Origin of the sequence: Anaerospora sp., from assembly GCF_032013335.1 — a bacterium.
In the GTDB taxonomy this organism is placed as follows: domain Bacteria; phylum Bacillota; class Negativicutes; order Sporomusales; family DSM-15969; genus Anaerospora.
The window spans coordinates 1-14,169 of the sequence record NZ_DALZUO010000028.1 but is presented as its reverse complement, the minus strand read 5'-3'; the positions used below and the strand labels follow the sequence as shown (position 1 = coordinate 14,169).

16 protein-coding genes are annotated in these 14,169 nt (G+C 43.5%); 9 read left to right on the top strand and 7 right to left on the bottom strand.

Annotated elements, in window-relative coordinates:
* The first annotated feature begins 5 nt into the window (after nt 1–5).
* Nucleotides 6–878 carry an HD-GYP domain-containing protein gene (locus tag RTR76_RS17510; protein ID WP_312523192.1) on the top strand — a complete coding sequence of 291 codons (873 nt, stop codon included), beginning with the start codon at nt 6–8 and terminating at the stop codon, nt 876–878.
* 89 nt (nt 879–967) lie between these two features.
* Here RTR76_RS17510 and RTR76_RS17505 read toward each other — a convergent pair whose 3' ends face one another.
* Nucleotides 968–1,846 carry a LysR family transcriptional regulator gene (locus tag RTR76_RS17505; protein ID WP_312523190.1) on the bottom strand — a complete coding sequence of 293 codons (879 nt, stop codon included), beginning with the start codon at nt 1,844–1,846 and terminating at the stop codon, nt 968–970.
* Between the two features lie 195 nt (nt 1,847–2,041).
* Here RTR76_RS17505 and RTR76_RS17500 point away from each other — a divergent pair, with 195 nt between their 5' ends.
* Nucleotides 2,042–2,509 carry a hypothetical protein gene (locus RTR76_RS17500; RefSeq protein WP_312523189.1) on the top strand — a complete coding sequence of 156 codons (468 nt, stop codon included), beginning with the start codon at nt 2,042–2,044 and terminating at the stop codon, nt 2,507–2,509.
* Nucleotides 2,510–2,553: 44 nt separating this feature from the next.
* On the opposite strand, the gene RTR76_RS17495 is transcribed toward RTR76_RS17500, so the two are convergent.
* Nucleotides 2,554–3,423: a LysR family transcriptional regulator gene (locus RTR76_RS17495; protein WP_312523188.1), complete on the bottom strand. Its 870-nt coding sequence runs from the start codon at nt 3,421–3,423 to the stop codon at nt 2,554–2,556.
* 251 nt (nt 3,424–3,674) lie between these two features.
* Here RTR76_RS17495 and citD point away from each other — a divergent pair, with 251 nt between their 5' ends.
* The 6 genes from citD to RTR76_RS17465 all read left to right on the top strand — a co-directional run bounded on the left by citD (nt 3,675) and on the right by RTR76_RS17465 (nt 8,946).
* Nucleotides 3,675–3,959 (top strand): citrate lyase acyl carrier protein, encoded by a 285-nt coding sequence (gene citD / locus RTR76_RS17490; RefSeq protein WP_312523184.1) that lies wholly within the window; start codon nt 3,675–3,677, stop codon nt 3,957–3,959.
* A 1-nt stretch (nt 3,960) separates the two neighbouring features.
* Nucleotides 3,961–4,872 carry an aldolase/citrate lyase family protein gene (locus tag RTR76_RS17485; protein WP_312523177.1) on the top strand — a complete coding sequence of 304 codons (912 nt, stop codon included), beginning with the start codon at nt 3,961–3,963 and terminating at the stop codon, nt 4,870–4,872.
* A complete protein-coding gene (citF, locus tag RTR76_RS17480; protein WP_312523165.1) occupies nt 4,869–6,416 on the top strand; it encodes a citrate lyase subunit alpha in 1,548 nt (515 codons plus the stop codon). The genes RTR76_RS17485 and citF overlap by 4 nt, the downstream gene beginning before the upstream one ends.
* 303 nt (nt 6,417–6,719) lie before the next feature.
* Nucleotides 6,720–7,484, top strand: a complete 765-nt coding sequence (locus RTR76_RS17475; protein WP_312523161.1) for an amino acid ABC transporter substrate-binding protein — start codon at nt 6,720–6,722, stop codon at nt 7,482–7,484.
* A gap of 40 nt (nt 7,485–7,524) precedes the next feature.
* Nucleotides 7,525–8,178, top strand: a complete 654-nt coding sequence (locus tag RTR76_RS17470; RefSeq protein ID WP_312523158.1) for an amino acid ABC transporter permease — start codon at nt 7,525–7,527, stop codon at nt 8,176–8,178.
* Nucleotides 8,179–8,193: 15 nt separating this feature from the next.
* On the top strand, nt 8,194–8,946 hold the full coding sequence (locus RTR76_RS17465; protein WP_312523156.1) for an amino acid ABC transporter ATP-binding protein: 753 nt from the start codon (nt 8,194–8,196) through the stop codon (nt 8,944–8,946).
* Between the two features lie 49 nt (nt 8,947–8,995).
* Here RTR76_RS17465 and RTR76_RS17460 read toward each other — a convergent pair whose 3' ends face one another.
* The 4 genes from RTR76_RS17460 to RTR76_RS17445 are packed head-to-tail and all read right to left on the bottom strand — an operon-like array spanning nt 8,996 to nt 11,888.
* Entirely contained in the window at nt 8,996–9,646 is a 651-nt protein-coding gene (locus tag RTR76_RS17460; protein WP_312523154.1) for an amino acid ABC transporter permease, read from the bottom strand.
* Nucleotides 9,643–10,314, bottom strand: coding sequence for an amino acid ABC transporter permease (locus tag RTR76_RS17455; protein ID WP_312523152.1), 672 nt, complete (start codon nt 10,312–10,314; stop codon nt 9,643–9,645). Before RTR76_RS17455 ends, RTR76_RS17460 begins: the two co-directional genes overlap by 4 nt.
* Complete coding sequence (locus RTR76_RS17450) at nt 10,314–11,129, bottom strand: transporter substrate-binding domain-containing protein (protein ID WP_312338211.1); 816 nt, start codon at nt 11,127–11,129, stop codon at nt 10,314–10,316. Before RTR76_RS17450 ends, RTR76_RS17455 begins: the two co-directional genes overlap by 1 nt.
* 33 nt (nt 11,130–11,162) lie before the next feature.
* Nucleotides 11,163–11,888: an amino acid ABC transporter ATP-binding protein gene (locus RTR76_RS17445; RefSeq protein WP_312523151.1), complete on the bottom strand. Its 726-nt coding sequence runs from the start codon at nt 11,886–11,888 to the stop codon at nt 11,163–11,165.
* Nucleotides 11,889–12,208: 320 nt separating this feature from the next.
* Here RTR76_RS17445 and recQ point away from each other — a divergent pair, with 320 nt between their 5' ends.
* Complete coding sequence (gene recQ / locus RTR76_RS17440) at nt 12,209–13,978, top strand: DNA helicase RecQ (protein WP_312523150.1); 1,770 nt, start codon at nt 12,209–12,211, stop codon at nt 13,976–13,978.
* Between the two features lie 4 nt (nt 13,979–13,982).
* Here the strand turns inward: recQ and RTR76_RS17435 are convergent.
* A partial coding sequence (locus tag RTR76_RS17435) for a hypothetical protein (RefSeq protein WP_312523148.1) occupies nt 13,983–14,169 on the bottom strand: 187 nt, incomplete at its 5' end.

Here is a 14,169-nt window from a genome sequence, read left to right as displayed (position 1 = left end):
GTCCGGTGGCGGGTAAATCCTTATTAAGTTCAAGACAATTTCAAGAGAAGCATCGGGATCTGGTCATCGTACTCCAGAGTGTTTTTCAAAAAACGAGATATTCCGGGCAAGTGCCATTGCAAGCGGTGGAGAGCTTAGTCGGCGGGGTTGAAGAATTAATTTGTACGATAGGTGTATTAAACCAAATAAAAAAAATCGTTATCAATAAAGAGGACTATACCTTTCGCCACTCGATTAATGTAGCGATTGTAGCAGGGTTGACCGGGAAATGGCTTGGTCTTACAGACGATATTTTGCGGGAATTAATCCTGGCTGGACTATTGCATGACATCGGTAAGACACAGATTCCATTGTCAATCCTAAACAAGCCAGGTGATCTTAGCATTTCTGAAATGAGTGAAATGAAAAAACATCCTTTGCTGGGCTACCAGCTGTTCCAAACATATGAAGAAATTTCTCAATTAGTTAAACTATGGATTCTTCAGCACCATGAGCGACTGGACGGAAGTGGCTATCCGTATGCCCGGGAAGGCAGCCAGGTTAGCTATCATGCGCAAATTATTGCTGTTGCAGATATCTATGATGCTATGACTTCTAATCGCGTTTACCGGAATGCAGCAACTCCCTTTGGTGTGATTGAGGAGCTGTTTAAAGAAATGTTTGGTAAGCTTGATCCTTTAATCTGCACCACATTCTTAGATAAGCTTAATGAATCATTAATTGGTAACTCGGTAAGGTTGAGTAATGGTACGGAGGCAATTATTATTCATATTGATTTTCCAAGAGGAACCAAACCTCTTATTAAGACTTCGCAAGGCGAATGTATTGATTTGGCCAAAAACCAAAAACTTCATATTGTAGAGGTATACTGTACTTGAGTCAACACTCAAGCTGAATCTAAAGAAAGTCCGCTTCACCTGAGCAGTGAGGCGGACTTGTTATATATCAAGGCTAATAGGATAGCTAATTATTTGATAAAAAATGTTTTAAAATCAATTGCTTTTACACAATTGACAAAAGCATGGACAACATTCGTTTCTAAAGCCGCTTTTTGATAAATCATCCAGGTTTGACGAAGAATCGGTTTGCCGGACTTATTAGTTATTATATATCTGTGCAAGTTGTCGTCGTCATCGACGAGGATATCAGGGAGGAAGGCATAACCAAGACCGTTGACAATCATTTCCTTACAGATATCAACCCGATCAACATCCATACTGATTAATGGCGGTAATGGAAATGTTTCGCGCCACCAGTTATCAATCAATGCCTGGATAGCAGGATCAGTTTGATAGTCAATACGAGGCAGATGAGGAAGATCCTGAATAGCAAATGGCTCTTTAGAAGCAATACAGATTGCCTCCTCGAATAGCAAATGCTTTTCATCATTCCAACTGGAGGCACCACGAATAAAACCAACTTGAATATCCTGTTTATAAAGTAAGCCGAAAATATCTTTGCTTCTTGATGTGGTTACTTTAAATTCAACATTGGGATACTCATTTTTAAATGTCTTTAATAGACCGGGAAGCCGATGTTTTGTAAAAACGTGCGCTGATCCCAGGCGAAGTGTGCCTGTAACCTCGTGTTCCATATTTAATAGTTCATCTTTTAATTGGCGAAACTGTATCAGCATAGTATCGGCAGCTTTTGCTAAATGCTCTCCCTGCGGTGTAAAGTGGATGCCTTTACTAGCTCGTTGGACGATGGTAACCCCAAATTCTTCTTCCATATGCCGCAAACGATGGGTAATCGCAGGTTGAGAAAGGAATAGAGTCTGAGCCGCTTTTGTAATATTTTTGGTTTGGAATAGGGTTTTTAAAATGAGCCAGTCCTGCGTTTCCATATAAACAATCGGCCTGCCTTTTTAGTGTTATTCTATTTCTTTATGGCTGAACATTCAAAGCCATTATTTTTTATATTTGACAATTTGCTATAAAATAATTTTAGAAGAATATTGGCCTAGTGTCAAACAACGGAGAAGTGTTTCCCAGCAGTCTACTCCTAAATGTTTTCATAAAACCAGAATGGAGAGAACCGTATGAATAAGCTTTGTGCGATGAGAAAAGTGATTGAGTGTTTGGAGATTTTTTTATTAGAACCCAAAGTAATGGCTTTAAGTGAATTGGCTCAACTGATGAATGTAACGAATACAGAGCTGCTTCCTATTGTTAAAGTTCTTGAAAGTAAAGGATACGTGGCATTTGATGAAATAGATTTATGCTTACGCCCGGGGCATAAGCATAATCCTGGGGCCTTTTTACTCCAACAGGGGACGCAAAAAGGTGTAAATGAAACCACACTAATGAAGGTACGAAATACAATTAGAGAAATTCCTCCGGAACGTGACTTCAGTTCCAGTGAATTTGCTTCTTTAAGCGGAATATCAAGAGTCACAGCTCGCCGATATCTGGAATTCTTAGTGCTAAATGGCATACTACGCAAAGGGAATCAACATGGAGAAGTGGGGCGTCCGATAAATAAATACAGGGTGGTTGCAGCAAAATAAACCACGCAATAAGCAGAGGTGCTTATTGCGTGGTTTTAAATTAGTTACAGTGTATGAAAATCGATGTGTTCCAAGAAGTGAACAAAAGCACAAACTGCATTGATGTCCAATAATTCTTTTTGATAAATTAGCCAGGTATTACGAAGAATAGGGGCATTATTTTTATTGGTAATAATCATTTTGTGGAGATCATCAGCCTTATTTAATATCAGGCTGGGCATAATTGCAAAGCCATGGCCGTTAAGGACCATATCCTTGCAGGTGTCAACCCGGTCAACCTCCATACTTATTAGAGGAGGCACAGTAAAATTCTCTCTCCACCAATTATCGATTAATAGTTGGGCAAATTCATCTGAACGGTAACTAATCATGGGCAGGCGGGGAAGATCAGCAATTTGGACCGGATCTGTTGAGGCAATACACATAGGTTCATCAAAAAGTAGTTTTTTTTCATTTGGCCAGGGATAATCGCCGCGTATGAACCCGATATGGGCATCTTGATGATTAACTAAATTTAATACCTCTTTGCTCCAAGTGGTAGTTACTTTGAATTCAATGTGAGGGTAATCCATTTTAAAGAGCTTTAAAAGGCGAGGCAATTTGTATTTTGTCATGTAATGAGAAGCTGCGATTCGCAGCGTTCCCTGGACTTCTTCATGCATATTCATAAGATGATCTTTAATTTCTCTCATTCGGCTTAGCATTTCTTTAGAGCATTTGGCGAGATATTCACCCTGGGGAGTAAAATGAATACCCTTCCCGGAGCGGTAGATTAGCTTCGTGCCTAAGTTTTCCTCGATCTGGCGCAGGCGGGCTGTAAGAGCAGGCTGAGAAATAAATAAAGCTTGTCCGGTTTTTGTTATATTCTTTTTTTCATAGAGAATATGAAAAATAAGCCAGTCTCGTTCATCCACTATATATTCCTCACTTTGTGTCCATATGAAATGATTACATGCCGACTATAAAAGGGATTCGAGATTAGGTTATTATTTCCTGTTATCAGCTAATTTCTTGAGATCCATACAAATTTCTGATCGATTGCTATTGTAAATCTGAATTTTTCACAGATAGAGTTGTTAGTTATAATGATGCCAGGGACAAAGCGGATGCTTAATTTAGGTGTCCATGATTAACAAAATCGTATTTGTGCAAAGGGGGATTATTCATGGCCAAATTACTCACAGCTGCTCAGGCAGGCACAGTTGAATCATCAGATATTCTCATCATGCTTGCTCCGGCAGAGGCTGGGACGGGAATACAGGTGGAGCTAGTCAGCCCTACTCTTCAGCAGTATGGTGAACATATCAAGAATCTGATTGTGAAAACAGCAACTTCCCAGGGGATACAAGACGCAATCATACACGCAAACGAAAAAGGTGCTCTTGATTATACAATAGAGGCTCGGGTAAAGACGGCTATTCAGCGAGCCCTGGGTGAGAGGGGATTTTAATATGAATAAGGAAAGGCTTCGCAGAACAGTTATGTATGCAGCCGGAAACAATCCCGGACTAATACAAAATGCAGCTATTTATGGAGCTGACAGCGTTATATTCGATGTGGAAGACTCTGTATCGGTTGCAGAGAAGGACAGCGCCCGTCAGCTTGTCTATCATGCGCTGAAATCTCTCAGATTTCCCTGTGAAATAGGGGTGCGGATCAACCATATCAGTACTCCTTGGGGCTATAGAGACTTAGCGTATTTATTGCCTGCTAAACCGGATTATATTCGGCTGCCTAAAGGAGAAAGCGGCGATGAAATTCGCGATATAGATAAAATTATTACAAAAGCGGAAGAAGAGTGCGGGTTTGAGCCGGGAAGCATAAAAATTATGGTTTCAATTGAAAGTCCGAAAGGTTTGCGTAACGCCTATGAGATTGCTTCAGCAAGCCCCAGGATGATCGCTATTGCTATTGGCGGTGAAGATTTCGCCGCATCGCTGAAGACAGAAAAGACCAGGGGCAATACCATAACAGGCGGCAGAGAGCTTTATGTGGCGCGCAGTATGATCGTATTTGCTGCCAGAGAGGCAGGAATTCAGGCTATAGACTCGGTATTCTCCGATATGCGTGATGAAGAAACACTAATCAATGAAGTTGCGTTAGTTAAGGAATTGGGTTTTGATGGTAAATCCTGTGTAAATCCTCGCCAAATTGATCTTATTCACCAGGTTTTCACTCCCTCTGATAAAGAAATTGATTATGCACATCGAGTTCTTAATGTCTTTAAGGAAGCACTGGCCAATAATTCCGGTGTAATCGCGCTAGATGGAAAAATGATTGATATGCCTATGGTTATTCGAGCAGAGCGCGTATTGGCGATTGCCAGTGCCGCCGGTGTCTACCAGAAGGAGGAAAATATATGATTAATGCAGCAGGCAGGGAAATCCCGACTAGTATTCAAGGTTATAAAAACATAGTACCCTATGCGGGTCCATTTGCAACTCAGCCGTCAGCGGATGCACGCAAAGCTGGCCCCAAATTGAAAGCAATTTATCCAGGCACGAACAAACTGCTGCAGTCAATTGAGGAAGCGATCGAAGCATCAGGACTTAGGGATGGTATGACGATTTCCTTCCATCATGCCTTGCGCAACGGCGACTATGTGATGAATGCCGTTATTAAAGCAATTGCCCAAAAAGGGATTAAAGGACTGACGCTGGCGCCCAGCTCCTTCCTGGACACAAATGATGCGCTCATACCCTACTTCCAGCAGGGAGTACTGGTTGGTGCGCAAACGAGTGGCCTTAGAAACAAACTGGGACAGTTCCTTACAACAAATAAAATCGGTACACCGACAATTCTGCGTACTCATGGCGGCAGGGTTCGAGCTATTGAAAGCGGTGAACTGAAGATTGATGTTGCCTTTATTGCGGCTCCGGCTTGCGATACCTACGGAAATATCAACGGTGTTGACGGACCTGCTGCCTGCGGCTCCATGGGATATGCAATGGTGGACGCACGCATGGCTGATACAGTTGTTGCTATTACGGATAATCTAGTGGATCATCCGATTTGCCCGGTAAGTATTCCTCAGCATCAGGTTGATTTTATTGTTAAAGTTGATTGCATTGGTGATCCTAAAGGTATTTCGACTGGTGCGCTGCGTTTGACATCCAACCCGCGTGATCTGCAAATCGCAAAATTGGCTGCGAAAGTAATTGAGCGTGGCGGATATTTCAAAGAAGGGTTTGGTATGCAATTGGGCGCAGGGGCAGCTTCTGTGGCTACCGGTAAATATCTGAGAGATGTTATGATCCGTGATAAGGTAGCAGCAAGCTTTGCTATCGGGGGGATAGTTGGACCGTTCTGCGACTTACTGGATGAAGGATTAATTCGAACGCTATTTGATGTGCAGAGCTTTGATACCCGCACAATCCAATCCATTCGTGATAACCCTAGGCATCAGGAATATGATTGCACCTTTTATGCTAATCCGTGGAATAAGGGGCCAATGGTCAATAAACTGGACTATGTAGTTCTTGGTGCTACTGAAGTAGACGTAAACTTCAACGTAAATGTAATGACCGATTCCAACGGCATTATGATGGGGGCTCTTGGCGGTCATCCGGATGCTTCAGCGGGAGCTAAATGTACGATTATCGTTGCTCCTTTGCTCAGAGGGCGGTTGCCAATGGTCACTGATGCCGTACAAACTATTTCAACACCAGGCGAGACGGTAGACGTGATTGTTACAGATCGCGGTGTTGCGGTTAATCCGAAACGTGCTGATTTAATTGAGAATCTAAAAGGATCGGGATTGCCGCTTATGACAATCGAGCAGCTTCGTAATATGGCTTATGAGCTTGGCGGTAAACCGGCACCGCTAAAAATAAGCGATGAAATTGTTGCAGTGGTAGAATATCGTGATGGATCAGTACTGGATGTAATAAAACGACCATTGCTATAATTATCTCTTTAGATCTTCATAATGCTGAAAACGATGATAACACAATATCGAACTGAAGCCTCCTGCAATGCTGAAGGGCTGTCTCTAATAGCTTTAAAAACTATTTAAGACAGCTTTTTTGAGTTGCAGTCTCATTCCTATTAACGAAAACTAAAATACTGCGAATAGGCGTGCAAATAAGCGAAAACCAATCCAAATGAAGCCTGCTTTTTAATAATCTGCCGTTTTAAAGGTTCTCTGCTTTAACATATTAAAGTAAAATAGACAATGAGATTATATTTTTGTGGTAGGAGTGATAAAGACATGAGAAAAGTTATGTCGTTTATATTGATTGGTCTGTTAGCAATGACTTTACTGGCAGGTTGCGGGGGCCCGGATAAAAAGAAACTTGTTGTTGGACTGGATGATAATTTTCCGCCAATGGGCTTTCGCGACGATAAAAATACGATAGTCGGTTTTGATGTGGACATGGCGAAAGAAGCGGCAAAAAGGCTTGGTATGGAAGTTGAATTTAAGCCGATTGACTGGAATAGTAAAGAGGCTGAGTTGAGCAGCAAACGGATTGATATGCTCTGGAACGGACTGACTATTACCGAAAAACGGAAACAGAATATTTTATTCAGTAATCCCTATATGGAAAATCGCCAGATCATTATTGTGGCAGCTGGTTCCTCTATTAAAGACAAAGCTGATCTTGCCGGTAAAATTGTTGGAGCTCAGGATGGCAGCAGCAGCGTAGAAGCAGTGGAAAAGAATGCTGCCGTATTACAGTCATTTAAAGAATTTAAAAAATTCCCTGATAACGTAGCTGCTCTGATGGACTTAAAAACAGGACGGTTAGATGCAGTAGTTGTTGATGAAATTGTTGGTCGCTACTATATAAGTAAGAAGGCTGGTGAATATGCAATACTGGCCGATCACTTTGGTTCGGAAGAATATGGCGTAGGCCTCAGAAAAGAAGATAAAGACCTGCAGACTAAATTGCAGAAGGCATTGGATGAAATGAAGAAAGATGGGACTTCGGCAGGTATTTCCAAGAAGTGGTTTGATGCCGATATCGTAAAATAAAACCTGACCTCAGTTAGGGCGTGTTTTTAGGGAGAGAACGATGGATTATATACTTTCAATTATCGGACCGATGCTGGAGGGCACAGCAGTCACCCTGCAAATGTTCTTTATTACAATAGCACTTTCTCTGCCGCTAGGCTTATTACTGGCCTTGGCCCGCATTTCGCCAATCAAGGCAATAAGAAGTATTGTAGGTATCTATATATGGCTTATGCGCGGCACGCCGCTCATGCTGCAGTTGTTGTTTGTGTATTATGGTTTGCCTTTTATTCCCTACATCGGTATTAAGCTGCCGGATTTTCCGGCAGCGTTAGTCGCTTTCACCTTAAATTACGCTGCTTATTTCGCTGAAATATTCCGGGCAGGCATTCAATCAATTGAACGGGGCCAGTATGAAGGCGCCAAGGTACTTGGTATGTCCTATGTTCAAACGATGAAGCGCATTATTTTGCCCCAGGTAATTAAGCGGGTATTGCCGCCGATCAGCAACGAAACAATTACGCTCGTAAAAGATACGTCACTTATTTATGTTTTGGCAATGAATGATTTGCTGCGTACTACCCGGTCTATTGTACAGCGCGACTTTGATACGGCCCCTTTCCTGGTAGCCGCTGTTTTCTATCTGGCAATGACGTTTGTCCTTACCTGGATATTTCAAAAACTCGAGAAGCGTTATGCCGTGTATGATGAATAGGAGAATATAACGACTATGATACAGATGGAGAATATATATAAGAATTTTGCTCAACTGACAGTATTAAGCAATGTGTCTCTAGCCGTAGAAAAAGGGGAAGTTGTTGCTGTAATTGGCCCTTCCGGTTCAGGAAAAAGCACGCTGCTCCGCTGCTTAAGCCGTCTTGAGGTAATTGACCGGGGGAGTATTAAGGTCGGGGAAGAAATACTGGCAGCTGATGTTCCAGGTGGTAAAAGCCGATATGCAGCTGAAACTGAAGCGCGACGCATATGCCGTAAAATGGGCATGGTATTTCAACACTTTAACTTGTTTCCCCATCTTACTGTACTGGAGAATGTAATTGAAGCGCCCCAAGTGGTGCAAGGGATAAGCCGTGAAGCTATCATTCCGGAAGCAGAATTATTACTTAATAAAGTAGGCCTGCTGGAAAAGAAGGATGCTTATCCTTCTCGCCTGTCGGGGGGGCAGAAGCAACGGGTAGCCATCGCGCGGGCATTGGCAATGAAACCGGATATCATGCTGTTTGATGAACCGACTTCAGCGCTTGATCCCGAACTAACGGGCGAAGTATTAAAAGCCATGCGGCAATTGGCTGAGGAACATATGACGATGGTAGTAGTTACCCATGAGATGGCTTTTGCCCGCGAAGTGGCACATCGTGTTATCTTTATGGATAAAGGTGAGATTGTTGAGGAAGGAACGCCCCAATTGTTATTTAACTCTCCCCAGCATCCGAGAACACAGGCATTCTTAAATAGTGCTCTATAAAAAAAGAAACGGTATTCTCAGGCTGAACCTGGGAATACCGTTTTTCTGTTTAATAACTTCTTGCAGCTAAGCGGCGCTGTTGTGCGCGGGCAAAAACAGATAATACATAATTAATAATAAAATAAGTGGCGGCAATGGTACCGAATATAGCAAATACCTGTGCGGTAGTGCCATATTTACCCATAATAATCATCCCTTTGCCGGTAAGTTCTTCAATACCGACAGCCCAGACAAAAGACGTATCTTTTATAACAGTTGTTGTTTGGGACATTAAGGGCGGAATCATATTGCGAAAAGCCTGAGGCAAGATAACGTAAAGCAGTGTTTGTATATAGGTTAGTCCTTGAGAGCGAGCGGCTTCCCATTGTCCCTTATTAACCGAATTCAAGCCTCCGCGGACAATTTCCGCGACTATAGCAGAGGTGAATACCGTCATTGCCAGTATCCCGGCGTTAGAAGGCTGAAGGTTGGTCATAAAGCGTGCAGCCAGTATAAATAACAGGGTTGGTATATTCCGGACTACTTCAATATACAGCGCTGCTGCTTTACTGAATACAGCGTGATTGGAAAACCGGGCTACGCCCAGTATAGTACCGAAGAAAATGCTTAGAATGATGGAAAAGAAGGCAATTTCTAACGTTACCAATAAGCCATCAAACAAAAACAAGGCTAGCTCCGGCTTCAAGAGTTCCTGGATCATAGCGACACCTCCATGCGGCGCTCCAAACGCCTAGCATAAGCTGCCAGCGGATAACATATGGCAAGGTACAGCAGTCCGGTAACAACATATGCCGGACCATAATGCAAATTGGTGCTTGCCCATGAATCAGCGTGATACATCAGATCCCCACCGGCAACCATGGCCATAACAGAAGTATTTTTGATGAGACTTACTGCCTGGTTGGTCATAGGCGGAAATACAACCCGTTTGGCTTGTGGCACAATAACGTACCGCATAGAGCTCCAAAAAGTAAAGCCCTGTGATTGAGCGGCATCCATCTGTCCTCTGGGGACTGCTTGTATGCCTGCCCTGATAATCTCGGCAATGTAGGCGCCGTGGTAGAAGCCCACTCCTAAAACACCAACCGAAAAAACCGGTAACATAATGCCTAAATGAGGTAAGCCGTGATATAAGAAGAAGACTTGAATAACCAACGGAGTGTTTTGAATAAATTCGACATAGCACCGGTTAACCAGTTGGCATATTTTCGAGGGCGAGGAACCGATGACTCCGAATATAACCCCCAGGGCCAGCGCTAAGGCCAGCCCGAGGATTGATACAATAATAGTGGTGAGAAATCCCTCAGCGAATACCGACCAGTCTTGGGCTAACGCCAGCCACTTAAAGCCGGCAAAAGGACCGGACACTATTTAAGACCCCACTTCTGAATCAGTTTGTCAAGTTCGCCGGATTTCTTCATATCGCTGAGTGTGTCATTTACCAGCTTCGCTAAAGCGGTATTGGACTTTTTGGTTGCAACTCCGTATTGCTGAGGGCTGAAGCGTTCGGACAGGATGGTCGTGGAGTCATCCAAATAGCCGAAGAGAATGGCAGTATCAACACTGAAGGCATCTACGCGGCCTGAATCAAGAGCAGCTTTAATTTCGGGATAGGTACCGAATTCAAGAAAAGTAACTTTTGCGCCAACTTTATCGGCTTCTTCTTGAACAGCCTTTTTACTTGTTGCGCTTTGCGCTACGCCAATTTTCTTGCCATCTAATCCTTTCAGGTTGCTGATGCCGGAAGCTTTCTTAACAAGAAGACCTACACCGTCAATGAAATAGGGGTCAGAGAAGTTATAGGTTTGTTTGCGTTCCTCTGTAATGGTGAAAGTAGCAATTACCATATCGACTTCACCATTATCCAGCAAAGGACCACGGGTTTTAGCTGTTACACCCTGTACGTCGATTTTTGTTTCATCGCCAAGAATTTTTTTTGCAATTGCTTTAGTCAGATCAATCTCAAAGCCTTCTACCTTGCCGCTTTGCGGATCTTTGTAACCGAATTTGGGAACGTCTACTTTTACGCCTGCCTTTAGTACGCCCCGATCCTTAATGGCCTTTATATCGGCCGCTGCTGCATCCTTGGGAGCTTCTGCTTTTTGTGTGGTACCACCGCACCCTGCGACGATCAAGGTAAATGCCATTATCACAATAAGTGCCAATAAACCAGTCTTTTTCATGAAATTTCCTCCTCTTTTGTAGGTCCTTTATTGTTAATGCAATATACGGCTCAAAAACAACTTAGTTCGCTCATGCTCTGCGTTTACAAAGAAATGTTCAGGTGTACCTTGCTCGATGATTTGGCCGCCATCCATAAAAATAACGCGATCGGCTACACGGCGGGCAAAGCCCATTTCATGCGTAACTACCACCATTGTGATGCCTTCATTAGCCAGATCAACCATGACATCCAGTACTTCGTTAATCATCTCAGGGTCAAGCGCCGAGGTCGGTTCATCAAACAGCATGATTTTCGGGTGCATATTTAGCGCGCGGGCGATAGCGACACGCTGCTGCTGACCGCCGGATAGCTGCGATGGATAGGCATTGGCTTTTTCTTTTAAACCAACCCGCTCTAAAAAGGCCATACCTGTTTCTTCCGCTGTCTTTTTAGCAACTCCTTTAACCAATACGGGGGCGAGTGTCAGGTTTTCCAACACAGTTTTGTGAGGGTAAAGGTTGAATTGCTGGAAAACCATGGCTGCAGACTGACGAATGTCGTTAACAGCTGCATTGGGAGCCATAATGTCTGTGCCATCGACAATAACTTTGCCGCTGGTGGGACGTTCCAGTAAATTCATGCAGCGAATCATTGTGCTTTTGCCGGAGCCGCTGGGACCGATGATGACTAATTTTTCACCTGATTTTACTGTTAGATCAATATCCTTTAATACATGCAGTTGACCAAAATGCTTGTTTACGCCTTCCAGATGAATCAATAGATCATCTCCTTTCCGTATAAATAGCACAATGCCGCTCAAACGCACTGTCCTGGACAGTGTATTTGAGCGGCATTGCTCATTTAAAGAATTTTAACTTGTATGTACATTGTAAAGAAAAATAATGCTTTTGGCAAGGACTAAATGTAACAAAAAACGAAAAAAAGTTAAATTGTACACCGATTATGTAAAAATACCGTATTTTGTCAAATGAGAAAGTCAGTGTCTGTGGACATTTTGCGGCAGGATTTGGCCTAACTAAAACCGAATACTAAAGGAAGTATAAGTAGGTAAGAAGAGAAAGTAGGCAGAGCAAGCGTATGATGGAGAAAGCATTACAATTATTAAGGCAATTTTATGGTTATGATCAGTTTCGGCCAGGTCAGGCTAACGTTATTGCCAGCTTGCTTGATCAGAGAGATACGGTAGCGATAATGCCAACCGGAGCAGGTAAGTCCCTGTGTTTCCAGCTGCCGGCCTTGTTGCTGCCAGGGGTTACTGTTGTCATATCACCGCTTATCTCGCTGATGAAGGACCAGGTTGATGGTCTTAATAATCAGGAGATTGCGGCGACTTTTATAAATAGCTCGCTGTCCCTGTCGGAAGTCAACCGCCGGTTATATAATATGAGGGCAGGCCGGTATAAACTTGTTTATGTTGCGCCGGAACGGCTTGAAACGGAATTCTTTCAATCGGCTCTTCAGGAACTGCCCATCAGTATGGTCGCAGTAGATGAAGCGCATTGTGTATCCCAATGGGGACATGATTTCAGGCCCAGTTACCGTTCGGTAAGCACGTTTATTGCCGGGCTGCCTGTCAGACCTGTCATCGGTGCCTTTACAGCTACGGCTACGCCGGAAGTAAAGGCCGATATTTGTCAATTACTGTCTCTGGAGCAGCCTGATGTGCATGTTACCGGTTTTGACCGGGAAAATTTGTCCTTTAGTGTACTTCGAGGTGAAAACAAACAGGATTTTGTAATTAATTATGTCAAGTCTAATAGTAAGCAAACCGGTATCATTTATGCCGCTACCCGCCGTGAAGTGGACAGTATTTATGAAGTGCTCCGTAAAAAGGGCTTTGCAGCAGGAAGATATCATGCCGGTTTGAGCGATACGGAACGTAAGAATGAGCAGGAAAAATTCATTTATGATGATGTGCAGGTAATGGTTGCTACCAATGCTTTTGGCATGGGAATCGATAAGTCCAATGTGCGGTACGTCCTGCATTACAACATGCCCCGCAACATGGAATCCTATTACCAGGAAGCAGGCCGCAGCGGCCGGGATGGATTGCCGGGAGAGTGTATTTTACTGTATGGTGCCCAGGACGTTATGCTGCAGAAGTTCCTGATTGATAAATCGGTGGAAGCACCGCAGCGTAAGCAGCATGAACTGGGTAAACTGCAGGAAATGGTAGACTACTGTCATACTCCTGAATGTCTCAGATATTATATTCTGCGTTATTTTGGCGAACGGGTGACGGATGAGGATTGCGGAAACTGTGGCAATTGTAATGATGACAGTGAACGTGTGGATATTACGATAGATGCTCAGAAGGTGTTTTCCTGTATTTATCGAATGCGGGAGCGCTTTGGCATTGCGCTTGTAGCTGAGGTATTAAAGGGCTCTAAAAATAAAAAAGTGCTTCAGTTTGGCTTTGACCAGCTGCCTACCTATGGCTTGTTTGCCGAAAGGACATTGCAGGACATTAAAACACTCATTCAACGCCTGGTTGCCACCGATTATCTTACTCTGACAGAAAGTGAATACCCGGTAGTAAAATTAGCTCCTCCTGCTATTGCCGTTCTTAAGAATCAGTCTAAAGTCTGGCAAAAAGTTGTTGTTCAGAAACAGCGGCAGGCAGACAACAATCTGTTTGAGCTGCTGCGGCAATTAAGGCGCCAGATTGCCGAGCGGGATAATGTGCCTCCTTATGTAGTGTTCGCAGATAGTACGCTTAAAGAACTGAGCGAGCAGTGTCCTGTTGACGAGCCGCAGCTGCGGCTTATCAAGGGCATTGGGGAAGTAAAGCTTAAAAAATACGGTGCTGAGTTTTTGGCAGTTATTCGTCAGCATCAAATTGGATAAAAGGTCAAGCGCGGAGTTCCATAATGAGATGGAACTCCGCGCTTTTAATCTTATCAGAAAGGTTGACTTTCTGATTGGCGTGCATAAGAACGACATAGGCTTCCACCTGTGTCCTAAAGGACTTGGTGCAAGCCAGGTCTTTTCTAATATTTACCCGTAAAACTACAGGAATCGCGAACAATGAGCTGCGG

What these genes read in the sequence shown, in the direction of transcription:
- RTR76_RS17505 (WP_312523190.1), bottom strand. Translation starts at nt 1,846, where the DNA reads ATGGAAACGCAGGACTGGCTCATTTTAAAAACCCTATTCCAAACCAAA.
- RTR76_RS17500 (WP_312523189.1), top strand. Translation starts at nt 2,042, where the DNA reads ATGAATAAGCTTTGTGCGATGAGAAAAGTGATTGAGTGTTTGGAGATT.
- citD (WP_312523184.1), top strand. Translation starts at nt 3,675, where the DNA reads ATGGCCAAATTACTCACAGCTGCTCAGGCAGGCACAGTTGAATCATCA.
- RTR76_RS17485 (WP_312523177.1), top strand. Translation starts at nt 3,961, where the DNA reads ATGAATAAGGAAAGGCTTCGCAGAACAGTTATGTATGCAGCCGGAAAC.
- citF (WP_312523165.1), top strand. Translation starts at nt 4,869, where the DNA reads ATGATTAATGCAGCAGGCAGGGAAATCCCGACTAGTATTCAAGGTTAT.
- RTR76_RS17475 (WP_312523161.1), top strand. Translation starts at nt 6,720, where the DNA reads ATGAGAAAAGTTATGTCGTTTATATTGATTGGTCTGTTAGCAATGACT.
- RTR76_RS17470 (WP_312523158.1), top strand. Translation starts at nt 7,525, where the DNA reads ATGGATTATATACTTTCAATTATCGGACCGATGCTGGAGGGCACAGCA.
- RTR76_RS17465 (WP_312523156.1), top strand. Translation starts at nt 8,194, where the DNA reads ATGATACAGATGGAGAATATATATAAGAATTTTGCTCAACTGACAGTA.
- RTR76_RS17460 (WP_312523154.1), bottom strand. Translation starts at nt 9,646, where the DNA reads ATGATCCAGGAACTCTTGAAGCCGGAGCTAGCCTTGTTTTTGTTTGAT.
- RTR76_RS17450 (WP_312338211.1), bottom strand. Translation starts at nt 11,129, where the DNA reads ATGAAAAAGACTGGTTTATTGGCACTTATTGTGATAATGGCATTTACC.
- recQ (WP_312523150.1), top strand. Translation starts at nt 12,209, where the DNA reads ATGATGGAGAAAGCATTACAATTATTAAGGCAATTTTATGGTTATGAT.